At 31.6% G+C, this 22,644-nt stretch carries 27 protein-coding genes; 5 read left to right on the forward strand and 22 right to left on the reverse strand.

Features of this window, described 5'->3' with window-relative positions; all coding sequences use genetic code 11:
• Positions 1–57 precede the first annotated feature (57 nt).
• Positions 58–1,089: a 3-deoxy-7-phosphoheptulonate synthase gene (locus tag BN4220_RS17450; RefSeq protein ID WP_066719537.1), complete on the forward strand. Its 1,032-nt coding sequence runs from the start codon at positions 58–60 to the stop codon at positions 1,087–1,089.
• A 578-nt stretch (positions 1,090–1,667) separates the two neighbouring features.
• Here the strand turns inward: BN4220_RS17450 and BN4220_RS17455 are convergent.
• From BN4220_RS17455 to BN4220_RS17465, 3 genes are all read right to left on the reverse strand, one after another.
• Positions 1,668–3,149, reverse strand: coding sequence for an aldehyde dehydrogenase family protein (locus tag BN4220_RS17455; protein WP_066719540.1), 1,482 nt, complete (start codon positions 3,147–3,149; stop codon positions 1,668–1,670).
• Positions 3,150–3,591: 442 nt separating this feature from the next.
• Positions 3,592–4,488, reverse strand: a complete 897-nt coding sequence (locus BN4220_RS17460) for a DMT family transporter (RefSeq protein WP_066719543.1) — start codon at positions 4,486–4,488, stop codon at positions 3,592–3,594.
• 150 nt (positions 4,489–4,638) lie between these two features.
• A complete protein-coding gene (locus BN4220_RS17465; protein WP_066719547.1) occupies positions 4,639–5,481 on the reverse strand; it encodes an AraC family transcriptional regulator in 843 nt (280 codons plus the stop codon).
• Between the two features lie 177 nt (positions 5,482–5,658).
• Here BN4220_RS17465 and BN4220_RS17470 point away from each other — a divergent pair, with 177 nt between their 5' ends.
• The gene (locus BN4220_RS17470) at positions 5,659–6,522 is read left to right on the forward strand and encodes a hypothetical protein (RefSeq protein ID WP_066719550.1); all 864 of its coding nucleotides are present in this window, start codon (positions 5,659–5,661) and stop codon (positions 6,520–6,522) included.
• Positions 6,523–6,647: 125 nt separating this feature from the next.
• Here the strand turns inward: BN4220_RS17470 and BN4220_RS17475 are convergent, their stop codons facing one another.
• The 4 genes from BN4220_RS17475 to BN4220_RS17490 form a co-directional block, all read right to left on the reverse strand.
• A complete protein-coding gene (locus tag BN4220_RS17475) occupies positions 6,648–7,148 on the reverse strand; it encodes a hypothetical protein (RefSeq protein ID WP_066719553.1) in 501 nt (166 codons plus the stop codon).
• A gap of 42 nt (positions 7,149–7,190) precedes the next feature.
• Entirely contained in the window at positions 7,191–7,637 is a 447-nt protein-coding gene (locus BN4220_RS17480; protein WP_066719556.1) for a hypothetical protein, read from the reverse strand.
• 66 nt (positions 7,638–7,703) lie between these two features.
• Positions 7,704–8,735, reverse strand: coding sequence for a tyrosine-type recombinase/integrase (locus tag BN4220_RS17485; RefSeq protein WP_066719559.1), 1,032 nt, complete (start codon positions 8,733–8,735; stop codon positions 7,704–7,706).
• Positions 8,736–8,904: 169 nt separating this feature from the next.
• Positions 8,905–9,513 carry a stage II sporulation protein M gene (locus BN4220_RS17490; protein WP_066719562.1) on the reverse strand — a complete coding sequence of 203 codons (609 nt, stop codon included), beginning with the start codon at positions 9,511–9,513 and terminating at the stop codon, positions 8,905–8,907.
• A 392-nt stretch (positions 9,514–9,905) separates the two neighbouring features.
• Here BN4220_RS17490 and BN4220_RS17495 point away from each other — a divergent pair, with 392 nt between their 5' ends.
• The 3 genes from BN4220_RS17495 to BN4220_RS17505 all read left to right on the forward strand — a co-directional run bounded on the left by BN4220_RS17495 (position 9,906) and on the right by BN4220_RS17505 (position 12,334).
• Complete coding sequence (locus tag BN4220_RS17495; RefSeq protein WP_066719565.1) at positions 9,906–10,700, forward strand: MerR family transcriptional regulator; 795 nt, start codon at positions 9,906–9,908, stop codon at positions 10,698–10,700.
• A gap of 105 nt (positions 10,701–10,805) precedes the next feature.
• Positions 10,806–11,621 carry an ABC transporter ATP-binding protein gene (locus BN4220_RS17500; protein ID WP_066719568.1) on the forward strand — a complete coding sequence of 272 codons (816 nt, stop codon included), beginning with the start codon at positions 10,806–10,808 and terminating at the stop codon, positions 11,619–11,621.
• Positions 11,618–12,334 carry an ABC transporter permease gene (locus BN4220_RS17505; protein ID WP_066719571.1) on the forward strand — a complete coding sequence of 239 codons (717 nt, stop codon included), beginning with the start codon at positions 11,618–11,620 and terminating at the stop codon, positions 12,332–12,334. Before BN4220_RS17500 ends, BN4220_RS17505 begins: the two co-directional genes overlap by 4 nt.
• Before the next feature lie 236 nt (positions 12,335–12,570).
• On the opposite strand, the gene BN4220_RS17510 is transcribed toward BN4220_RS17505, so the two are convergent.
• From BN4220_RS17510 to BN4220_RS20575, 15 genes are all read right to left on the reverse strand, one after another.
• Entirely contained in the window at positions 12,571–13,104 is a 534-nt protein-coding gene (locus BN4220_RS17510) for an NUDIX hydrolase (RefSeq protein ID WP_066719574.1), read from the reverse strand.
• Positions 13,105–13,123: 19 nt separating this feature from the next.
• Positions 13,124–13,924 (reverse strand): pyrroline-5-carboxylate reductase, encoded by an 801-nt coding sequence (gene proC / locus BN4220_RS17515; protein ID WP_066719576.1) that lies wholly within the window; start codon positions 13,922–13,924, stop codon positions 13,124–13,126.
• A gap of 245 nt (positions 13,925–14,169) precedes the next feature.
• Positions 14,170–15,369, reverse strand: a complete 1,200-nt coding sequence (locus BN4220_RS17520) for a pyridoxal phosphate-dependent aminotransferase (protein ID WP_066719578.1) — start codon at positions 15,367–15,369, stop codon at positions 14,170–14,172.
• 288 nt (positions 15,370–15,657) lie between these two features.
• Positions 15,658–15,843, reverse strand: coding sequence for a hypothetical protein (locus tag BN4220_RS17525; RefSeq protein ID WP_066719582.1), 186 nt, complete (start codon positions 15,841–15,843; stop codon positions 15,658–15,660).
• A 102-nt stretch (positions 15,844–15,945) separates the two neighbouring features.
• A complete protein-coding gene (locus BN4220_RS17530; RefSeq protein ID WP_066719585.1) occupies positions 15,946–16,380 on the reverse strand; it encodes a GNAT family N-acetyltransferase in 435 nt (144 codons plus the stop codon).
• Between the two features lie 53 nt (positions 16,381–16,433).
• The gene (locus BN4220_RS17535; RefSeq protein WP_066719588.1) at positions 16,434–17,324 is read right to left on the reverse strand and encodes a hypothetical protein; all 891 of its coding nucleotides are present in this window, start codon (positions 17,322–17,324) and stop codon (positions 16,434–16,436) included.
• A gap of 92 nt (positions 17,325–17,416) precedes the next feature.
• A complete protein-coding gene (locus BN4220_RS17540; protein ID WP_066719591.1) occupies positions 17,417–17,989 on the reverse strand; it encodes a GrpB family protein in 573 nt (190 codons plus the stop codon).
• A 122-nt stretch (positions 17,990–18,111) separates the two neighbouring features.
• Positions 18,112–18,534 (reverse strand): N-acetyltransferase, encoded by a 423-nt coding sequence (locus tag BN4220_RS17545; protein WP_066719594.1) that lies wholly within the window; start codon positions 18,532–18,534, stop codon positions 18,112–18,114.
• Positions 18,535–18,708: 174 nt separating this feature from the next.
• Complete coding sequence (locus BN4220_RS17550; RefSeq protein WP_278280766.1) at positions 18,709–19,143, reverse strand: isochorismatase family protein; 435 nt, start codon at positions 19,141–19,143, stop codon at positions 18,709–18,711.
• Between the two features lie 182 nt (positions 19,144–19,325).
• Positions 19,326–19,478 carry a hypothetical protein gene (locus tag BN4220_RS20155; RefSeq protein ID WP_156476427.1) on the reverse strand — a complete coding sequence of 51 codons (153 nt, stop codon included), beginning with the start codon at positions 19,476–19,478 and terminating at the stop codon, positions 19,326–19,328.
• Positions 19,479–19,482: 4 nt separating this feature from the next.
• A complete protein-coding gene (locus BN4220_RS17555) occupies positions 19,483–20,364 on the reverse strand; it encodes an alpha/beta fold hydrolase (RefSeq protein WP_066719601.1) in 882 nt (293 codons plus the stop codon).
• A gap of 40 nt (positions 20,365–20,404) precedes the next feature.
• Positions 20,405–20,980 carry a GNAT family N-acetyltransferase gene (locus BN4220_RS17560; RefSeq protein WP_066719603.1) on the reverse strand — a complete coding sequence of 192 codons (576 nt, stop codon included), beginning with the start codon at positions 20,978–20,980 and terminating at the stop codon, positions 20,405–20,407.
• A 195-nt stretch (positions 20,981–21,175) separates the two neighbouring features.
• Positions 21,176–21,706: a GNAT family N-acetyltransferase gene (locus tag BN4220_RS17565; RefSeq protein ID WP_066719605.1), complete on the reverse strand. Its 531-nt coding sequence runs from the start codon at positions 21,704–21,706 to the stop codon at positions 21,176–21,178.
• A gap of 98 nt (positions 21,707–21,804) precedes the next feature.
• Positions 21,805–22,146, reverse strand: a complete 342-nt coding sequence (locus tag BN4220_RS20570; protein WP_242867815.1) for a hypothetical protein — start codon at positions 22,144–22,146, stop codon at positions 21,805–21,807.
• Positions 22,147–22,223: 77 nt separating this feature from the next.
• Complete coding sequence (locus tag BN4220_RS20575) at positions 22,224–22,595, reverse strand: hypothetical protein (RefSeq protein ID WP_242867816.1); 372 nt, start codon at positions 22,593–22,595, stop codon at positions 22,224–22,226.
• Positions 22,596–22,644 lie beyond the last annotated feature (49 nt).

Raw genomic sequence — 22,644 nt, forward strand, 5'->3', positions numbered from 1 at the left:
TAACATACTTCATTATTATATAACGACAAATTTGACAAAAGAAAGGCTGGTAAGATTATGGGTTTTCATTATGTAAGAAATATTATAACACCCGAAGAATTAAAGTGCCAATTTCCTATGACTGACTTTGGAAAACAAATTAAAAAAGAACGCGATGAAAGAATTAAAGACGTGTTTACGGGTAATTCAGATAAATTTATAGTTATTGTAGGTCCATGTTCTGCTGATAATGAAGATGCTGTACTCGATTACATAAGCCGTCTTGCAAAAGTATCTGAAAAAGTTTCCGATAAATTAATAATAATACCACGTATTTATACTAATAAACCAAGAACTACTGGCGAAGGTTACAAAGGAATCATTCATCAGCCAGATCCAGAAGCGGAACCAGATTTACATGAAGGATTATTAGCGGTTCGTAAATTACACCTTCGTGCAATCAATGAAACTGGTTTAACTGCTGCCGATGAAATGCTTTATCCAGAAAACTGGGCTTACCTTGATGATATGCTCTCCTATGTAGCAGTTGGCGCTCGTTCCGTTGAAGATCAACAACATAGATTAACAATTAGTGGTTTAGATGTTCCAGCAGGAATGAAAAATCCTACCTCTGGCGACTTATCCGTTATGTTAAATTCTTGTATTGCTGCACAAGCACAGCACACATTTATCTATCGTACATATGAAGTAAACACAGATGGTAACCCACTTGCTCACACAATTTTAAGAGGAGCAGTGAATAAGCATGGACAATCCATTCCAAATTATCATTATGAAGATTTAGTAAGATTACTTAATATGTATAATGAAAAGCCACAGCTTTTAAATCCTGCTACAATAGTGGATGCAAATCATGCGAATTCAAATAAATTGTATTCCGAACAACCACGTATTGTAAAAGAAGTGCTTCATAGTCGTAAAGTAAATCCTGATATCGCTAAGTTAGTAAAGGGTGTCATGATTGAAAGTTATATCGAACCAGGTAGCCAAAAAGTTGGTGAGCATATTTATGGTAAATCAATAACCGATGCTTGCCTTGGTTGGAATGAAACAGAACGTTTACTTTATACGATTGCTGATAATATTTAGTTTCATTTATAATAGGTTGATTCGCCCGACAAAACTACATGATAGGTTTTTAGATGAAGAATAGGGGGTAAAGATTCATTCGGCTCAAGTTACGAACCTAAGGATATCTAAGACGAATGGGGAGTTATTCCGAGTGATCGTGACCGATGTCAATTCGCCATCCATGGCTCAGTGACATCTTGATTTGCCATCCTTGGCAAATCATCACTAGGGTACTCACATTCGACTAAGATATACTAAGGTTCTCCATATGTCGCTTCATGAATCTTTACCCCCCATTCTTCTTTCGTAAGGTTTGTAATGTAATTTTGTCGGGCGAATAAAAAATGATACATGAGGTAAATAAAGACTTTTTACCTCATGTATCATTTTTTATATAATCCTTTTATCTATATTTATATTTCTTCCTGTATTTAAACGGTGTTCCCCCGTTATTTTACTACAAAGTTATAAATCTTCAAGGACTATTAGAATCCCCTTTGTAAATGAATTTCATATAAATCAGAAAAAAGCGGAGCACTCAATATGAAATACTCCGCTTATAACTATATTTTTAATAATAATTTAGTTCCAAATTATTATTTCACATACATTCCACCTGGTTTTTCAGAAAGATTGATTATAATGTTCTTCATTTGACTATAATGATCAAGAATTACCTTGTGAGTCTCTCTACCAATACCAGAATCTTTGTAACCACCAAAGGATGCACCTGCTGGGAAAGTATTATAAGTATTTACCCAAATACGTCCTGTTCTAATACCTCTAGCAACTCGAATTGCTTTGTTAATGTCTTTTGTAAATACACCACCAGCTAGACCGTAATCACTATCATTTGCCATATCAATTACTTCATCAATTGTCTTAAATTTAATAACAACACCAACTGGTCCAAAGATTTCTTCTCTAGCAACTCTCATATCGTTAGTTACATTGACTAATAGAGTAGGTTTCATAAAGTAACCGTTTGCAGCATCGCCATCTACAAATCTTTCACCGCCGGTAGCAACTTTTGCTCCTTCATTCTTACCAATTTCAATATAGCTTAAGATTTTATTTAATTGTTGTTCGCTTACTTGTGCACCCATCTGAGTATTTGGATCAAGAGGATTTCCTACTTTTACTTTTTCAAAGGCAGCCACTGCTTTTTCTACAAATTCATCATAGAAATCTTCTTGTACAAAGATTCTTGAGCCAGCGGAGCAAACTTGACCTTGATTAAATAAAATACCTAATTGAATACCTTCTAATGCTATGTTCATATCCGCATCACTAAAGAAGATGTTTGCAGATTTACCACCAAGTTCAAGTGTGGAAGGAATAAGATTTTCTGCTGCAGAGATTCCAACTTCTCTACCAACTTCTGTAGATCCTGTAAATGCTAATTTATCAAGACCTTTATGATGTTGTAAGTACTCACCACTCTTTGAACCCTTACCAGTGATAATATTAATAACTCCTTTTGGCACAACCCCTTCAATGAGTTTCATTAACTCTAATACACTAAGTGAAGTTGTACTGGATGGCTTAAACACGGATACATCGCCTGCTGCAAGCACTGGTGCAAGCTTCCAAGCTGCCATTAAGAATGGGAAGTTCCATGGAACAATTTGACCAACTACACCAATTGGTTCTCTAAGAATAAGGTTTAATGTATTTTCATCTATCATAGTAGATGTGCCCTCTTCTGCTCTAATAACACCTGCAAAATATCTAAAATGATCGGATGCTAATGGAATATCTGCTCCAGTTGTTTCACGAATTGGTTTACCATTATCCATTGTTTCTACAGTTGCTAAAAATTCTGCATTTTCATCTATAATATCTGCGATTTTATTAAGAATCGCTGCTCTTTCTACAGGAGTTGTTTTTCCCCATGTTTTAAATGCTTCTCTCGCAGCTGCAATTGCTTCATCTACATCCTTATTAGAAGCATCTGCAATTTCTGCTAAAAATTCTCCATTTGCAGGATTGTAAGTTTTAATTGTCGCACCATCGGATGCATCTTTCCATTCACCATTAATATATAGTTGATATTTGTTCTGTAATTGTATATTCATAATAATCCTCCATTTGTACAATAATTTGTATTTATCAAATTTATCTTGTAATTGTGTGATAACTTCTTTTTGATGATGCTATTGTAACACACTTAAAAACAAATTGCAATTTTGTTATTTAATTAACTATTTTGTTGTAAATATTATGGAAACTTTAAATTAATATACAAAAAATGCTTATATAAATGCACAAAGCATTCATATAAGCATTTTTATTTGACAATTTTGTATGTGAGTATTTAATATCAAGCTGTTTCAGATGTAAAAACCAATATGCCTTTATCATATTATCTAATATCAAACTATCTAATACGCAACAATCCTATATATGTCTATCAATATCAGAGTATTATTACGCAACAATCCTACATACGTCTATCAATATCAGACTATCTAATATTCTACCATTATTATATAATAAAATCTTTATACCTGCTACGTCTTACTTATTCGCCATGCTATTGATCACCATACCAATAATAATAAATGCAAGTCCAATAAAACCAACGATTGAAGGAATTGGATCACCAGATATAATAATTCCTCCAAGCAATGAAAATACAACTTCTCCTGATTGTGTGGCTTCAATAATAGCCAACTGTTTTGGATTGTTCTTTATCATATCTGTTGCTTTAAAGAATAACAATGTTGCTATAACACCAGAGAATAAGGCAACGAGAACTGACATTTCAACTTGACTCTTACTTGGTAATCCTTCTTTGCTGTAAGCTATTATTGAAAGTATAATCCAATAAGGCATACTACAAAGTGTCATACCAAAAACTCTTTCTAGAGTGCTTAATGAATCTTTACATAAAGACATCATCTTACGATTCCCTAGTGGATAGGCAAAGGCAGCAACCAAAATAATTGCAAGAGGTAGTAATGTATTCCCTAAACTTAATCCTTCCATATTCTCTAGTTGCAAGATAAATACGCCAATAACTATTAAAATACTATATAGTAGATTCTTTACTGGTATTTTACTGTGAAATAAGGGTGTTAATAGGATTCCTGCTACAATCGTAATCTGCCAAGTTGCAGCAACAAAATATGAATTTCCATAGACAGAACCAAGTGTGATAAATGTATAAAAAATACCAAAACCAATGGAGCTATATACAATCCATGAAACAAGATTTTCTTTTATATGTACCAGTGTCATCTTAATTCCTTTTGTAGATATTAAGATTACAAAAAGAATAGGCAACATAAAAATATACCGTAAACTGGCACTCCACATCCAATAGCCACCGTCCAAATTCATGCTACGATTTAAAATAAACGTAAATGCAAAAAAGAACGAGGCCAGTATTCCATAAAACAATGACTTCTTCACTAAATTTCCTCCAACTCATTCAATATAAAAGCCTATATACATGCAACGCTGCATTTACATAGGCTTTTTGTTTATTCTTCTGAAAATGTTAACACATTTTTTATAAATATGCAATTAATTTCAGTTATTTTATAACAGTATTCAGGCATTTTATAAGATTTCCGACGCATCCTTTGGTGATATATGGAATTTGTCTTTAAATGCTCTAAAAAAAGTTGCATAATTTTTAAATCCACATTCAAAACATGCCTCTGTAACTGAAGTTCCATTTTGAATTAAGGTTTTTGCCATAAATAATCGCTTCTCTGTAATGTATTTACCAATGGTATAACCAGTATTATCTTTAAATAAATGCATTAAATACGATCTATTTAAATAAAACTCATTTGCTATTACATCAATATTTAGTTCTTCATTTAGATGTTCATTGATATACTTCATAATTTCAAGCACTTTTACATTCGAAGTGCTTGTGTCCAAATAATAAACGCCCTGATCTATCACGACCTGATTTATAAAAATCATAAATTCTAGAAATAGAATTTTCTGATATAAGCTATTTGCAAATCCTACTGCATTAAAAGATTGCTCTAAGCGATTTATTACATTAAGAATTCGATTTTTTTGCACCTCATTAATACGTAATACATTTGTATGATGAAGGTTTGCTTGATTAAAACAATAATCCAGCTCATAATCTTCTTTTTTATAGTCATCAAAAAAGCTAGGTGAAATGTAAATAATAATTCTCTCATAAGGTGTGGTATCATGAATCACTGGTCTATGAATTTCACCTGCATTTACTAAAACGATATCATAGGGATTTAATTGATAGGATTTACCTTCAATAAAATAGCTTACATTCCCACTAATAAATATATTTATTTTAATAAAATCATGATAATGGTAACTAAATTCTTTCTGCTCTTTATCAATGATATGAAATATTTTAAAATCACTATTTAAATATCCCATTTTTTTATTCGTTTCCAATGAAATCACCTCTTTTTTATTATACAGCACTATCTGCAATAAACATAGCACAATATTCATATTTTTATACCTTAATGTTGTATATGATTAAGATAAGAGAAAAAGAACGCATAAATAAATAATATTATTCCATTAGAACTACAGGGTTCTACTTTTATAGGCGCATGGAGGTTTCATATGAGTCTAATCTTTTCAAAATATCAAGGATTTTATCATGAGTATTTAATCTATGATATAAATAAGAATAAAAAAATATTTCATACAGATGTAATTCGATCCTTATATAGAGGTAACTTAGGACTTGGTTGCAATGGAATTATTGCTGGTCCTTATAAGATAAATAATAAATACCATTTTAAAGTTTATAATCCACGGGGTGTCCAAGTAGAGAACAATAAGATTGAAAGAGCTATCTTCTTTCAATATTTAAAAGATGCTGGTTATATTCAATCTACTGATATGAAATTAAAGGATAGCTACATAAGCGAAATTATAACGAATTTGAAGGAGGCAGGTCATATGATTACAATTTCCATGGGTGCGTTATCATTCGATAGTGAAAAAGTTGGTATGAATACTTTAACAGGTGAAATGATTAATATTCCACTTTATTTTGGCGGTAGAGAGTATTGGAGCACTTGTGTTTATACAGACCGCCCTCATTGTGTAATACCAATGCAGGAAGTATCCAGTGATAAAATCAGAAGCATTGGTAAAAATTCAGAACATAAAAATTATTTTACCAAACCAATGTTTTTTGAAATTGTTAAGGTACTTGATAAAAAAAATATCCAGATTGAAGCCTATGAGCAAGGTATTGGTTATCAATCAGCATCCGTTGATGCTGCCATTGCTTCCGCTGGTGTTGTGTATAAATTAGGTATGATTGATTCTAATATTACGGTGCATATGCCTGGTGGAAAGTTAATTGTTAACTTAAATCAGGATATGGGCGTAGATTTGACCAGTAAAGTATCATCCATTGGCAGTGTGTATATGCTAGATGAGTATGCAGAAGAAAAACTGGCTTTAACTTGTTAAAAAATAGGCTGTTGCATAAATGAGCTGACCCCTAATTAGATTTTTGGTCTAATTTATGGGGGCACAGTATGAATGCAACAGCCTATTTTCTATTAACATGACTTAACTTAATAAGTGCATGCATGTTACACATTTTTATTCATTACTATAATCTTTTCAGGAGTTGTTTGCGCTGGAATACTTCTTGTGGTAAATGTATAAATCACAGCTAACGTTTCTCCTATTAATTCGCCCGTATAAGGTTCTCCATTTTTCATAACAATTTCAGTTTCCTCAGATACATTTAATGTTAGCTGATGATCAGGGCTTGTTAAATCCTCATTAAATACATCTATTTTGATATTCTTTGTGTCTGGGAAATTTACCGCATAAGCAACAGCAGCATATTGCGGAGGATAAATCAAAATTACAGGTAAACTCTCGTCATAAAACCCTAAAAAATTATCTCCAACATTTAATTTGTCAATTGAACCACCTGTTATACATAAGGAATCATTTGATATTACAAATCTATTAGAACCATTTTTCTCATCTGTCACTGTAACTAGTTTAGATCTTTTTGAAATCTCCTCTTCTTGATTGAAAAGATCATTTAATTCTGTTATTTTACCCGATATAGAATTCATCTTAATTGTTTTCTCCTTATTTACATAAGCTTTCTATTCCTATTATGAACCTGCAAATTGCTTTCCCAATAGGCTTTCTAAAAGATTAATAATCTGCTTATCTTCTCCAACATATAAAACTATTATATTATCTCTTTTAAAAAAGTGAGGTACCGAAATCCAGTCAATACTTGTGTGATTCTTCCAAGTATCATATGAAAAACCGTCTGGAGAGATATAGCCTGCATCTTTTTCCATACTTTTGTTATTTTTATAGATGTATACAGAAATATGTTCGTTATCATTAACGGTTAACCATTTCCGTTGACCTGCAAAAATATCCTTATTTACATCCTCTTCTTTTATTTTATAACCATTACGCTCTAATTCATCTACAAATTCTCCATAGGACTCTGTATTATAAGAATTATTGGGTTTTATTAAAATAGCAATCGTTACTATAGCTATAATGATGAGGATTGAGCCAGCTATATATTTAAGGTATTTCATATCGTGAACCTCCTTTTAATAAGGTTTGTCTATACTTATCTAATCTACCTATGCTTCATTCAGAATTTATTTTCCTCTTGGATGGGTTCTTAAATAAACTTCTCTTGTTTTTCCAGCAGATTGACTTGTATATCTTTGTGTAATACTAACATCTCCATGCCCTAACAGTTCTTGCAAACTATAGACATCCGCTCCGTTTTCAAGCATATGTATTGCAAAGGAATTACGAATCACTTGTGGAGTTATTTCTTCCTCGATTCCAACCTTTCTCGCATACTCCTTTAGAATTTTCCAAAATCCTTGCCTAGTTAAGGGCTCTCTAAAACGATTGAAAAATAACGGTTCGTCTTTTATTTTCTCTATGGAATCTATAACGTTTTTATTGACAGCACTTAAATTGCTTCCATTCTTATTGCCTTCATTTTTATTGTCTGCATTTTTATTGTTTTCATTTTTATTGTCTTCATTTTTATCGTTTTCATTTATATTATCTGCATTTTTATTATCTGCACTTATTCGATCTTCTACATATTTAATTAATGCCTCCTTTGCTGCATGTCCAAAAGGCAACAAACGCTCTCCTGTTTTTTCTTTTACAACAACATACATTAGCTTTAATACTACATCTTCAATATGTAAAGATATAAGTTCGGATACCTTCATCCCTGTTGCATACAAAAGTTCTAACATTGCCTTATCTCTTCTACCACGAGAAGTACTCAAATCTGGTGCATTTAATAACGCCTCCATTTGTTCAACCGTAATTCCCTTTGGATGTTTTTTTTCAAACTTCGGCGGTGTAATTCGCTCAGTAACATCTTGATGAATATAACCTCTTTTAATGCCAAATAAAATAAAGCTTCGTATTGCAACTAATTTTCGATTGATACTAGCAGATGACATTCCCTGCTTTTCCATATTTAAGAGATATGAATTAATATTGGTCTCTGAGACACTGTCAAAGTTTTGAATCCCCAGTCCCTCTAAATAAGTAATAACTTGTTTTAAATCGCTTACATAAGAATCAATTGTATTTTTCGATGCTCGCTTGATTTCTTTTAAATAATTGATATATTCCGTCATTAATTGTTCCATCATATCCCCCTCTCCAATGTCCTTAAACAACATAGAAATTAATAATAAAAACTTTCAACCCTAAATTACAGCACTCTTACTTATAAAACGTTCCATTTCAATAATAACCGAGAAAACTTTTCTTAAGTTCCTATTGAAAAATATCTAAAAAAGCTATTATAAATAACAACATTTAAAATAATGTAAGAACCCTTCTTAATAAAAAGCTCCCAATAAATGTTTCAATAATAGCGCCGATGAAAATACCTATTATTAATAGTATAATTAGTTTTCTATAATTTCGCAATATGAATATATTATGTAACCCATCCGAATTATTACTCGTACGGATTTGAAAGGAAATATCGTATCCAGTCTTTAAACAATATAACATAATTGGAATATAGATAAGTCCCTGAGGAAATATGTAGACAAGCATTAGTATAAAACCTTTAAAATGGTATTGCATAATCAAAGCGGATAATAAAAATCCAACTTGAAATCCCTGCTTGATAATGCTAAGTCCCATATACGGTACAGCAAGTATTGTTATGCAAAGCAGCCAGAATATGATAAACTTCTTGTAATTAGAAAAAATGATATACCGGAATAGATCCCCATAGGCAATATCCATATCCGTAATTCGATTAAAGTAATTTTGATTTAAATTATCAAACCCCTCCATTAATAGCTTAGAACCTAGTTTTGATACTAAAATACCAATAATAAAACTGCACACAAAAAGAACCAAGGCAACGACCAATGGCTCTTTATTTTGTAGTTTGAATTTAATCTTATTCATACGCCCCTCCAACATAAGTATTCTTTCGAAATGCTACTCTTATTTCCACTAAATATGGTCAAGCCTTCCTTTAAAAATACTATATGTAAGAAAAACGATATTTATGATTTAGATACCAAACAATTCATATTTATTTTAATAGCTATAAAAGAATCTGATTATTCTTTAAATCACTCTATCTAACGGCACCTCCTAGGAATATAAAAACAAAATACCTTATTTACTACTTATAAATAGGCTTTGATACGTCGTGGTTTTGAAGCAATTTCAAGCCATAGACACAGTCCATCAATATTAAATAACTAGAATTTCCCTTTACTGTAATATTTTTTAAATAACACTTGCTTATGACGTAACGTAATGAATTATAATATAATCAGGAGGTTAAGAACATGAAGAAAAATAATGCGATACCAAAAGAATATATGACAGTAGGAGAACTTGCAAAAAAAATGGGTACTACTGTTCGTACGTTACAATATTACGATAAGGAAGGTTTGCTATCCCCCTCCTCAGAAAGTAACGGTGGACGTAGACTTTATTCTTACAAAGATATGATTAAGCTTCATCAAATTTTATCGTTAAAATCTTTAGGATTTTCCTTAGATGATATAAAAAATCGTTTGATTTCTCTTGATACACCCGCTGATGTTGCCAATGCCCTTTCGGAGCAAATCAATGAGATTCAAGAAAAAATTGTAAGCCTATCAGAATCTTTAAAAGAAATTGAAGCGTTAAAAGCAGAAGTCATGCAAATGCAATCTGTGGATTTTAGAAAATATGCTGATATTATTGTAAATTTGCAAATGAAAAATGAATTTTATTGGCTGATAAAGCATTTTGATGATAAAACCCTAGACTATATTCGTGGTCGTTTTGATAAAGAAAGTGGTTTAGCTTTTATGGATACCTTTAATCAATTATGTGATAAAGTAATACAACTTCAAGAAAATAACATACCACCCGAAAGTGAAGAAGCTCAAAATATAGCGAAAGCTTACTGGGATATGATCATGGAGTTTACAGGTGGGGATATGAGTATGCTTCCTAATCTTATGGAACTAGGACGCTTTGATGGTATGGATAATGAATGGGTACAAAAGCAAAAAATTGTTACTGCTTATATTGAATCAGCCTTAAATATTTATTTTGCAAAATTAAATGTGAATCCATTTGAGGAGAAATAAAGAAGAAATAGAGTAAAAATAAATATCAACTTTCAAACGCAAGTTTGTGCTTGCGCACCACAAACTTGTTATGTATAAAGAACGTGCGCGAGAATGGGGATTAATATGAATTATGCGATACAAGTTGAGAAACTAAAGAAAAGTTATGGTAATCATATCGTGTTGCAAGGTTTAGATTTTAGCGTCATAAAAGGCGAAATTTTTGCGCTACTTGGCGTTAACGGTGCAGGTAAAACTACGGCTCTTGAATGTATTGAGGGATTAAGAAAATATGACAGTGGTAGTATCGTGGTAAACGGACGAATGGGCATTCAATTACAATCATCTTCTCTTCCTGCTCATATCAAACCAATGGAGGCGATACAACTATTTTCTAAATGGAATAAAACGAAAATAGACACTGATATGCTAAACGCTCTAGGCATCGATGAATTGCAAAAAAAATATTATAAAGATATGTCAATGGGACAAAAACGACGTTTACATTTGGCACTTGCTTTAATCAGTGACCCAGATATTATATTTCTTGATGAACCAACTGCTGGACTTGATGTTGAGGGACGAATATCGCTGCATAACCAAATCCGTAAGTTAAAAGCACAAGGGAAGACAATCATCTTAGCAAGCCATGATATGGCAGAAGTTGAAACTTTATGTGACCGTATTGCGATTCTTAATGAAGGTAACATTACCTTTTTAGGCACTGTTAACGAACTAACTACAAAAATTGGAAGATGTTATAATATTAAAATTATAAGCGACCAAGGCGAAGAAAACTTTGAAGCAGAAAATATTGGAGACGCCATGCTCACATTACTTGAAGATTATAAAAAAAGAAACATTGCTGTGCTAGATATAAAGATAAATAGAGGAACACTTGAACAACATATTATTGATATCGCAAAGGGGGAACAAAAATGAGTGCCTTTTTATATGGAATACGATTGCAATTTAAATTAGATATACGTAGTAAAACTCTGTTAATCACTTGTTACGTAGTTCCTCTTTTATTTTTTGCTATTATGGGTGGCATATTCACATCTCTAATGCCTGAAGATAAATATACACTGATACAATCCATGACTGTAATGGGCATATCAATGGGAGCATTAATAGGTTTACCGCCCTCTCTTGTAGAGATATATGGAAGTGATATGAAGAAAATGTATAAAGCAAATGGAGTACCTCTTTTTCAAGGTCTGACTTCCATTATTTTATCGACTTTTATCCATTTATTAATTATGAGCATTATTATACTGGCTGTTGCTCCTATTGTTTTTGATGCAAAACTTCCGTCAAATTTACTTTTATATTTTAGCTCAGTTGCTATTTTTATTGCTGTATCCTTAAGCATTGGCAGTATCTTAGGTTTATTGGTAAAAAATCAAGCGAAATTAACTATGTTTTCTCAATTAGTATTTTTACCCTCTATTATGTTATCAGGAATTATGTTTTCAGTGGATTTGCTCCCGAAAGTACTAAAATCCATAGGAATGGTATTTCCTGCGGCATGGGGATATAAATTATTAGTAAACGACGGACATTATTTAGGTAATCTAATACCTTTATTTGCTATTCTATTAATATCAATTGTATTTTGCAGCTTCTTATTGAAAAAAATACAATCCGAGTAATCTTTTATAGAAAATTACGAAAGAATATAAAATAACCAAGGCACTGTTTCGACAAAGATATAGAAAGGCTTATTAAAGTAGATAAACGATATTTAATACCGTTTTTCTACTTTAATAAGCCAAAACGTATTGATTTATTCCAATATATGTGCCAGATCTGCCGTAAAGAAAAATGGTGAATTGCCTGTAAAATCAACAATATCGACATTTACCAGCTTATATTATTACCTTCTATTTTACAAATTCATTTTACTTTTATAAGCTAAAATTGCAGAGATTGTTTTCGCATCTTGAATTTCGCCATTTAAGATCATTTGAACTAAAGTATCTAGGCTATAACGCTCAACCTCAACAAATTCATCCTCATCTAAATGTTGTTTAGATGGTAATAATTCGTTTGTATAATATATATGAATTAATTCATTACAAAATCCTACGGTTGTATATAGATCTATTAAATGCTCTACTTTATTCGACTTAAATCCAGTCTCCTCTTCTAGTTCTCTTGCCGCTGCTAGCATTGGGTCTTCTGCTCCATTTAAACCGCCTGCGGGTATTTCAAGGGTATAACGTTCTGGTGCATTACGATATTGTCTTACCATGATGATATCACCATTTTCAGCAACCGGAACAATCGCTGAGGCTCCTTTGTGATGAATGTAATCCCATTCTGCTGTTCTACCGTCTGGTAACTGCATCGTATCTGTATAAAAGTCTACAACTTTTCCTTTGTGTTCAAGCTTTCTGCTAAGTCTTTTATAACCTTCCATTGTATTCCCTCCTCTATTTTTATTTCTTAAGTGATGTTGCTTTTTCATAGCAAGCATCGGCAGCTTTTATAATAGCATTACGGAATCCATACTCTTCAAGTGCTGCAACACCTGCGATTGTTGTCCCTCCTGGTGAACATACATTATCTTTTAATTTTCCAGGATGTTCTCCTGTTTCAAGTACCATTTTCGTTGCACCAAGCACCGTTTGTGCAACTAAAGTATATGCTTTATCTCTTGGTATCCCATATTTCACAACACTGTCTGCCAGTGCTTCCACAAACATATAAACAAAGGCAGGTGAACTACCATTGGCACACACAGCAGCATTCATTAAGTTCTCATTTATGATTTCATATTTACCTACAGAAGCAAAAAACTCTTTTATTTCTGATACTTCCACATCTTGAAATTCATCTTCTGAAAAACTAATGCAGGTCATTCCTTCTCCAACAAGTGCTGGCGTATTTGGCATAGAACGAACGACTCTTGTATCAGCACCAAATCCATGTTTCATATCTTCGATTGAAATACCTGCTGCTAGTGAAATTAAAATATGTTCGTTCGTAATTTTTCCTACAAGCTCTTTATAAATATCATTAAAATATTGTGGTTTTACTGCTAACACAACATATTTACATTCTTTAACTAACTCACTATTATTTATTGCACATGTAATTCCAGTTTGCTCTTTTACCCAATCACTTTTTTTACTTGTAGCAGAAGTAAATGTTACTCTCTCTTTTCCAAATGCTTTGATTGCTCCAAGAAACATTGGATAACCCATATTTCCAACACCAATAAAACCTATTTTATCCATAAAATATCAATTTCCTTTCTATGTAGAATATTTATTCTTTAATTTATTAAACCGCTTTTTACGACTCTAATTTTTTTTTAATCATTGTCTTATAATAACTTCTTTAATATATCTCTATTTTTTTAAATACCTAAACTTATAAATAAAGAATGTACATTGCAAATTCTTCATAAAAACATAAAATAATAAAAAAGAACTGCTACTTCACATTCTTTTTAATGCAACGCAACAGTTCTTATATGATCTTATGATAAATCAGACACGAATTTTTTAATTCTGCCAATTCCTTTTTCAATTTGTTCCGTTGAAATAGCATAAGACAAACGAATATGATCATCAAAACCGAAGTCCGCACAAGGTATAACAGCTACATTATAATCCTCAATTAATATACTTGCAAGTCTTCCGACATCATTTATCTTTTGACCTTTATAGCTCATTTCAAACAATTTACTAACATCAATAAACAAGTAGAAAGCTCCTTGTGGCTCAAGGGCTGAAATATATGGTATCTCACTTACTAAATTACACATACATTTTCTACGTCTATCAAATTCCTCTACCATTAATTTCAACTCTTCTTGTGGTCCGTTAAGAGCTTCAAGCGCTGCCTTTTGTGCGATTGAATTCGGATTTGAAGTTTGATGTGATTGTATGCTACTCATAAGCTTCGCGATTTCTGGACTAGATGCTGTAAAACCAATTCTCCAACCAGTCATTGCATAACTTTTTGCAACACCACTACATGTAATGGTTCTTTTATATATTTCATCATTTAGGGATGCAATACTTACGACTTCATTATCACCATAGACAAGATATTCATACATTTCATCTGAAATAACATAAAAATCTTTTTCTATAGCTACTTTTGCAATTTCTTCAAGTTCTTCCTTGGAATAAATCATACCACTAGGATTGCTTGGAGAGTTTAATACAAATGCTTTCGTTTTTTCTGTACAAACATCAGCAATCTGCTTCGCAGTAACCTTATATCCATTTTCTTTTTCTCCACGGATAAATACAGGAACCCCGTCTGCTAAACGAACGATTTCTGGATAGCTTAACCAATAAGGTGCTGGTATAATTACTTCATCTCCAGGATTTAGTATCGCCTGAAAAATATTTGTAAGAGAATGCTTTCCACCATTACTAATAACAATCTGCTCTGGTTTATAATCTATGTTATTAAAGGTTTTAAATTTATTGCAAACTGCTTGCTTTAATTCTAAAATACCAGAAGCATCTGTATATTTCGTAAACCCTTCATTTATCGCTTTAATCGCTGCTTGATTTATATTATCAGGAGTATTAAAATCCGGTTCTCCTGCTCCGAATCCTACAACATCAATGCCTTTTGCCTTTAATTCCTTCGCTTTTGCTGTAATTGCTAATGTTGATGATGGCTTAACTGCCTTTGCTTTATTTGATAATGATAATGACATAAGACTTTTCTCCTGCTCTCATAAAATTCTAGTTCACATTGAGATTTTCATTTGTTATTATTGTATACACGAATTCTCTCATACATTATAATATGCTTTATTTTGGAATGCAAGCTTATTTTTATAAAATTATTTCCACACACGTTCATATGTCTTTATGTCAAAGACATTTTGAGAATAATTACACAAAAAAAACATTCCTGGCTTTTACGGGTCCAGGGATGTTTTATATTCTTCTAAGCGTCAGCATTCTATGTCGAATGTCTTTTGTTAACATATTAAGACTACCTATTTTTTAATATGCAATAATTTGATTATATTTTGATATGATATTTCATTACCATATTCGTCTACAAATCTAAATTTTTTTATATATAAATCGCTCAATCTCTTTTTAATCTTTTTTCGTATTTCATCATAACCGATAGCTATACCACAGGATAATCCCAATGCATACCACATAAAACCGTCCATCTGTCTTTTCCTCCTTATCTATCAATATAGTCTTTTAACTACATAGAGTTTTACCCATTTTAAAATGATTTTAGATATATCTATATAAATAAATCTACAAGATTATAAGTCTAAAACCATTATAATTTCATCTCCATCAATTTCATCTGTATGACGAAATCCTAATTCTAAATACATTGCTTTTGCAGCTTCATTTCCTTCTATATAGCACAGATACACCTTGTCATATTTTCTATCCTGTCTCATCCACTGAAGAACTAATTCAGTTGCTTTAGATCCATAACCTTTTCGCTGATATCTCCTATCAATGAAAAGCTGACTAAGATCATATCCTTCTAATTCCTCACAATCATAAAACATAAGCATTCCAATCGGTGTTTCATCCTTATAAATAAATTTAGCTTGACTTCTATGTTCTTTAAATGCATATGCTCTTGCCATTATTCTATATGTATCAGAAACAAAAGACGTTTGCTCCTCACTGACCATTAAACTTTCTCGCCAATTATTGTGATTAATATCAACTAAATGTACCATTTGTTAACCTCTTTAAATTTGTCTATAGGGTATTGATAATCTCTAAAGGCTTTCTATTCTCCATAAAACCATTCGTCGTATACTATTCCTAGTGATCCTTTTTTTGCTTCAATAAAAACTTTATCCTTTTCATTAAACCTATAATAAATCTCTTTGTCGACACTGATTTTATATTTCTCTTCTGTTATATCTTTAATCACTATAAAATCATAACTAGGTTCTTCATTATCTTTACTATAATTCACTGATTTTTTCACAACAGATCCAGAAACTTGAATATAAGTTTGTTTCCCCTTTTCATTAAAGCCACATACATATAATACTAACATAATAAATGCTGCTATAAATGGAAATAAAGATATCCCTTGAATGACTATATTTCTACTTGTTTTTATATCACAATTCGATTTACACTGGTTTTTATATTCTTTGTATTCGACTTTCGTCATTAAAGTATGATTTAATTTACTATTTAACGTATTAATTAAGTATGATAAGTTGTTTTTCTTTATATAGAGATTTCCTGATTGAATTAGTTTACCTGATTTTAAATATATCCATATGTTATCATTCGTAATTCCTTTTGTTGCATAAGAATAATGCCTATAAGCATAAATATCACTGAAATTAATTTTATGTACAGTACCAGAAATACTTTTTCTAATGATAATCCGTTTATCTGTTATTATGAATTGATTTCCAAAGTAACTCATCAGATAGAAAAGAACACCGGGAACAAATATAACCAAAATAATAATACTACCAATATATTCTGAACCGGAATCAAAAGATATTGAGCCTAAAAACATATTGCTAAAACATGGTACTATAAATATTAACGATATAAATAACCATCCAGGACAAAAAAGAGCTATTGCTAGTATATGCCATTTTTTCTTATCCGGCTTAAATTGTAATGTTTCGCCTTCTTCTAACTTTATCATGTGCTTCTCCTAAGCTATATTATAATAACTCTTATATTAACCCAAATAGTTATTTCACTTGAAATCTATTATGCAAAAACAAGCTATTTTCCTTAATACCGATATCTATTTCCATATTCTTTTTTTGCTTTCTTGGAACAATCAGAAATAAATTCTGTTTTACTTTCTGTATATCCATCACGATTATGTTCATATTTCTTCCATAATGATAGTTTCAGTTCCTCATATTGCTTTGCCAATAGTGGATTTTCATTCAAGTAATCTCTAAAATACAGTTCATCATTATCGTCAACATACCTTAAATGCAGATGATACACTTTCATTGCGAAACCATTTTCAGTATAACCTTTATTAAATGAAATACGTTTCTCATTTTCTGACATGCATACGTATCCATTTTGAATTAACACTTCTTTCATCACATTCATATTACAAACTTTTGGAACTTCAATAAGTATATCAATAATAGGTTTTGCCCAGATTCCTTTGATTGCAGTACTACCTATATGACTGATACGAATTATTTGTTTATCATTCAGTACTTCCTTCAGTATTGCAGCCTCTTCGTCATACCATGTTTCCCATATTTCTTGATGTTCCATTAAAAAAATAGGAAATAGCTGCCACAACTCCTCTAAACTCATTTCAGATAGTGATTTTCCCATATACTTTCTCCGCTTTCATGTTGATTTTTATGGTTAATGCATAATAAACTTAGCTTTTATTCATATATGCTCCATAGCAAATCCTTAGTTCAATGTTTCACTTATTATGAATAATTAGACTCTTATTTTGTCCACTTCATAACAAGCTCTACTTCACCAGTACTCTCATCCACTTGCTCTTTTGTAATTATAAAATTTTCTCTTAAGTAAAATTTAACCCCACGTATATTCTTCTTATAAACTTGCAATGACAATTCAGGATATCCCTTCTTGACATAATCAATTAAAGATTTACCTATCCCTTGAGATCGGCTATTTGCATTAATGAAAATTCCTGCAATATAATTATTCATTAACCCGATAAATCCTTGAATTATATTATTATCTTCATAAACAAAAATAGTTGCATCTGGTAACATATTTTTTACCATTTCATAATTATCAGTCCAGTAACTGCCTTTGATAAAGTCATGAACCTCCATATTTGAATCTAACCATATTTTCATAATTACGTCTAAATCTTTTATTTCAAATTCTCTAATCATATCTCCGCACTCTCTTAAATTTTTCTAGTTCATTATTTCTAAAAAATAAAATCTCATATTTGTTTACAAATAACGTATTTCTTCGTATGCAACATAATTATACATCAAAATCTTCTGATTTGAAATTGCTATAATAACGCCCGTGGGTTGCTGTGAACTACAATACACGTTTTATTATTTATAAATAGTAACACCTTGCTTGATCAGAGATTCTTTTTTCTGTTCAAACCGTCCTATGTTCTGTACACCAATATATTTACATCGCAGAACTACTGTATACCCAAGCTTGCAAGCGTCTATAGCACTACTTTCGATGCAGCTATTTCCGTCAATTCCAATCATTTCGATTTCAGAAATATTGTTCTGCAGAAACATTTCTGTTAAAATATCATTTGAAAAAACGCTTGCTTTTTCTTTGTAAATAATATGAGAAGAACATATATTGAGGTTGTCCGCAAAATCATAAACCACTTCACCACTTCTTAGTCGCTTAACATTTTTAACATATATTACAAAATCATTATTTTCATCTACTTGTCGTATACGTTTATTTATTTCAAATAGCAGGTTATTATCATACTTTTCCATATAATTTTTCTGTACATCAATTACTAGTAAAGCTTTCTTCTTATTTTAAACCTTTCACATTTAAAATTGCGTTGTCATTTCGCATTTAACCTAAATTACGGTATTCATTATCATCTACTGATGCTAAAACCTGTAAACGTATACTTTCAGATTTTTACTCCTACTCACTGCAAATTAGTAAGAATAAAATTCTTATAATTTTATTATATATTTTCAAAATCAAGCTCAGCAAATACACCATAATGGTCACTTGCACAATAACCAGTATCCGATGATACTTCTGTTCCAAATAAATGAAATTCCCTCAATTTAGGTGAAGGATTTGGATAAGCATACTTAAGAAGTATCCATTTCAATATACTACCTTTTTTCATTAATTAAAAATTTAATTATCATTCGTTTTTCTTTCTCCGTCAAAGCGCTCATATGCCCTCTGTTTCTAAGCAGATATGTAGTACAATTCGGTATAATCTTCTTTGCCTGTGGAATTACTCTTTTGGCAGGAAATAAGCAATCCTTTTCACCTGCCATAACTAATGTTGGAGCTGAACATTTTTTCATATCTGAAGCTTTTACATTACTAGGCATTCCAGCTTTAATTTTAGAAAAATCGATGCTGCATTTTGCAGTATCGTATATATCCTTTGTAATATTCTCTTTGGTAACGGCCATTGGTAGCATGCATTTTCTCAGCCATCTTTCCTGATGAGTTATCCAATATAAAATCATTGGAAACATCATTCCGACACTGTTTATTGCTGGTGCATTCCTTATTCCTGAAGGGACATATAATACTGCCCTTTTTATCTTTTCTGGCGCAACGCACATAGTTTTTGCTATTATTCCTGCACCATAAGATCCGCCAAAACAAAATATACTCTCATAACCTATTTCGGAAATAACTTCGCTGGCCCATTCTCCATAATCGTAATTCGAGGCAGATAAACATACCTCGTCACTTTTCCCTGGGTGTCCGATTGTATCAACCGCATAGATATAAAAGTTCTTAAATAAGAATTCACAAGCAAGTAAATTGTATGCTGTTGTTGAATTCCCGCCATGAAAAATAAGTAGCGGTATTCCTGATGTGTTTCCCGTAACAATCAGGTGAGTTTTTCCAAAAGTCGTATTTACCCACAAATCTGAATATTTTATAGGTAACCGATTTAGCTGTCTATCATATAAATTTAAAACTTCTAACTTACCCTTCTCTGATTTATATATAGAATTTTCCTTCTTCATCTAATTTCACTCCAAAAATTTTGCTATAGTTTCTAATACATTATGCGTGTTCATACATACTATAATCAACATATCCATGAATATCTTTTAATGAACCCTCATAGGTTTCTTGAACCATTAGACATTCTGGGTGTTGCATAGGATAACCTGTAGTAGGATAAATTCCATAATTAGATGAAGTAATAAAACCTAATTTGTTATAAAATTTAGGATTTCCCTCAACTTGAATGCCAATATATCCTCTCTTCTTTACTTGCTCAATTCCCAAGTTCAACATAATACTACCAATGCCTTGCCTAAAATAATCTGCATTCACTGCAACAGGAGCAAGCAATACAGTAGGCGTAACAATTATTTCCTTATCATAATTGCCTAAGTTTTTTTCTTTTGATAGAGGAAAATACGAAAACATAAAATGCCCTACAATTACATCTCCTTTCATAGCAACAAATGAAAGCTCAGGTATATAATATTTTGAAGCACGTATTTCATGCACTAATTCCATTTCATCTATTCCGTCACTTTTTATTCCCTCACGAAAAGATCGTTTTACCATTTCATCAATTATCTCAAATTCTATTTCTTTTTCAGGTCTTATTATTATCTCTTTTATCATAAATACTATCTCCTATGGTTATCTCTTAAAATCTAATTTTCGTACCAACTCACACTGTACGAATTCACATTTTGTCGTTAGTGTATATGGGAAAACTTAAATATATTAAATGTGTGTTTCAGTTATTTTTAGGCTTATCTATATTCATTTCATGATCATATCTTTTATGTAATGTATTTCCTCCTTTTATATAAATTATAGGTATATCCAGTACCTCTTCATTTTAATTCCATCTACATAAATGTCCTTTTCAAAGATTCCACCATTGGAGATAATAGTTTTTTCACTGCCTATATTATCCCAATCACAAGTAATCATTACTTTTTCCAAACCATAATCCTTACAATTCTTCAGGTTTTGTCTAAGCATTTCCTTTGAATATCCCTTACTTCTTTCATCAGGGCGGACAGAATATCCGATGTGCCCTCCCCATTCACTTAAAATCGGATGATTTATGTGATGTCTAAAATCAATCGCTCCTACAATTCTATGATCAGATAATCGAACTGCAATATAGACATTTGATGTAACTCTATCTTTTGGGCAAGTTTCTTCAGATTCCATCATATTTATGTATTTAATCCACTCACTTGCTGATAGATATTCTTTCAAATTACCACATCCTGCAAAACTATCTGTATCATTTGAATCAAAGATATCTTGACGAAAATTTAGAATATCGTCTGCGTATTCCATTGTAGGCTTTATTAATATAATCTCATTCATAATTCACTCCACATTCCTAAAAATTATTATGGTTGGTTAATCTTTAAGTTCCTTACTTTAGAGCACGTTTTATTGATGTTTCTTATGTAAACTTGCATTCATTTTGCATAACTTGCATAAAATAATTCATTTGCCTTTTCGGTAAACAAAGTTGGAGTCCATTGAATATTCGTAGAGAAATCATTTGAGGTAACTGCTGCAAGCAGATATTCTTTTAATGGTAGCCTATCCTTTATTTTAACAAGGTGTAGACCATCTCGAGTTACTATCCTATCTGAAAACATTTTCCCTACATCAAAATACGGTCTCACACCAGGAGTATATATCACATGTGGATTCGTACAAACATATCCAAGGTTACGTGAATTCACAACAAGCTCTCCACAACCTTTTAGAACATCCAACATAATGTAATCAGAATAGTCTGCTGGTTCCAACATTGATTTTAATCCTATTTCGTTTACAGCTTTTTGGACTTTTTTTAATAAATTTGGAGAAAGCAGTGCTCCCTCTTCTTTTATCGACTGCCACGCAGACAATGTGTACTATGTACCATAAATCTTTCTTCTGAATTGCGATATATAATTTCATGGGATGCTTTGCTAAACTGTAGGACTAAGCTTTTTGCATCCATTCCTTCACATACCTTTAATATCACATTTCGTTGATAAGATAATTCATAATTAAGAAAATCAAAGAAACGTAAAAATTCTTTGTCAGCATCAGGAGAAAATCTTAGAACATGTAATTTTGAATTAGAATAGACATTAGTAAAATACGTGATATTTAAATCATAAATAAAAGCTGACCATTTTTCACCATATGTACCATCTAATGTGAAAGGATTTTTATCCGTTGGATACCAAGTCGAATCTGCGATATAAATCATATCTCCACCTGGCTGGGATTTATTTTATTGACTTTATATCCTCCTATTC

The sequence above is a fragment of the Clostridium sp. Marseille-P299 genome (assembly GCF_900078195.1).
GTDB lineage: Bacteria > Bacillota > Clostridia > Lachnospirales > Lachnospiraceae > Lachnoclostridium.

What these genes read in the sequence shown, in the direction of transcription:
- BN4220_RS17450 (WP_066719537.1), top strand. Translation starts at nt 58, where the DNA reads ATGGGTTTTCATTATGTAAGAAATATTATAACACCCGAAGAATTAAAG.
- BN4220_RS17455 (WP_066719540.1), bottom strand. Translation starts at nt 3,149, where the DNA reads ATGAATATACAATTACAGAACAAATATCAACTATATATTAATGGTGAA.
- BN4220_RS17470 (WP_066719550.1), top strand. Translation starts at nt 5,659, where the DNA reads ATGAGTCTAATCTTTTCAAAATATCAAGGATTTTATCATGAGTATTTA.
- BN4220_RS17475 (WP_066719553.1), bottom strand. Translation starts at nt 7,148, where the DNA reads ATGAATTCTATATCGGGTAAAATAACAGAATTAAATGATCTTTTCAAT.
- BN4220_RS17480 (WP_066719556.1), bottom strand. Translation starts at nt 7,637, where the DNA reads ATGAAATACCTTAAATATATAGCTGGCTCAATCCTCATCATTATAGCT.
- BN4220_RS17485 (WP_066719559.1), bottom strand. Translation starts at nt 8,735, where the DNA reads ATGATGGAACAATTAATGACGGAATATATCAATTATTTAAAAGAAATC.
- BN4220_RS17490 (WP_066719562.1), bottom strand. Translation starts at nt 9,513, where the DNA reads ATGAATAAGATTAAATTCAAACTACAAAATAAAGAGCCATTGGTCGTT.
- BN4220_RS17495 (WP_066719565.1), top strand. Translation starts at nt 9,906, where the DNA reads ATGAAGAAAAATAATGCGATACCAAAAGAATATATGACAGTAGGAGAA.
- BN4220_RS17500 (WP_066719568.1), top strand. Translation starts at nt 10,806, where the DNA reads ATGAATTATGCGATACAAGTTGAGAAACTAAAGAAAAGTTATGGTAAT.
- BN4220_RS17505 (WP_066719571.1), top strand. Translation starts at nt 11,618, where the DNA reads ATGAGTGCCTTTTTATATGGAATACGATTGCAATTTAAATTAGATATA.
- BN4220_RS17510 (WP_066719574.1), bottom strand. Translation starts at nt 13,104, where the DNA reads ATGGAAGGTTATAAAAGACTTAGCAGAAAGCTTGAACACAAAGGAAAA.
- proC (WP_066719576.1), bottom strand. Translation starts at nt 13,924, where the DNA reads ATGGATAAAATAGGTTTTATTGGTGTTGGAAATATGGGTTATCCAATG.
- BN4220_RS17520 (WP_066719578.1), bottom strand. Translation starts at nt 15,369, where the DNA reads ATGTCATTATCATTATCAAATAAAGCAAAGGCAGTTAAGCCATCATCA.
- BN4220_RS17525 (WP_066719582.1), bottom strand. Translation starts at nt 15,843, where the DNA reads ATGGACGGTTTTATGTGGTATGCATTGGGATTATCCTGTGGTATAGCT.
- BN4220_RS17530 (WP_066719585.1), bottom strand. Translation starts at nt 16,380, where the DNA reads ATGGTACATTTAGTTGATATTAATCACAATAATTGGCGAGAAAGTTTA.
- BN4220_RS17535 (WP_066719588.1), bottom strand. Translation starts at nt 17,324, where the DNA reads ATGATAAAGTTAGAAGAAGGCGAAACATTACAATTTAAGCCGGATAAG.
- BN4220_RS17540 (WP_066719591.1), bottom strand. Translation starts at nt 17,989, where the DNA reads ATGGGAAAATCACTATCTGAAATGAGTTTAGAGGAGTTGTGGCAGCTA.
- BN4220_RS17545 (WP_066719594.1), bottom strand. Translation starts at nt 18,534, where the DNA reads ATGATTAGAGAATTTGAAATAAAAGATTTAGACGTAATTATGAAAATA.
- BN4220_RS17555 (WP_066719601.1), bottom strand. Translation starts at nt 20,364, where the DNA reads ATGAAGAAGGAAAATTCTATATATAAATCAGAGAAGGGTAAGTTAGAA.
- BN4220_RS17560 (WP_066719603.1), bottom strand. Translation starts at nt 20,980, where the DNA reads ATGATAAAAGAGATAATAATAAGACCTGAAAAAGAAATAGAATTTGAG.
- BN4220_RS17565 (WP_066719605.1), bottom strand. Translation starts at nt 21,706, where the DNA reads ATGAATGAGATTATATTAATAAAGCCTACAATGGAATACGCAGACGAT.
- BN4220_RS20570 (WP_242867815.1), bottom strand. Translation starts at nt 22,146, where the DNA reads ATGTTGGAACCAGCAGACTATTCTGATTACATTATGTTGGATGTTCTA.
- BN4220_RS20575 (WP_242867816.1), bottom strand. Translation starts at nt 22,595, where the DNA reads ATGATTTATATCGCAGATTCGACTTGGTATCCAACGGATAAAAATCCT.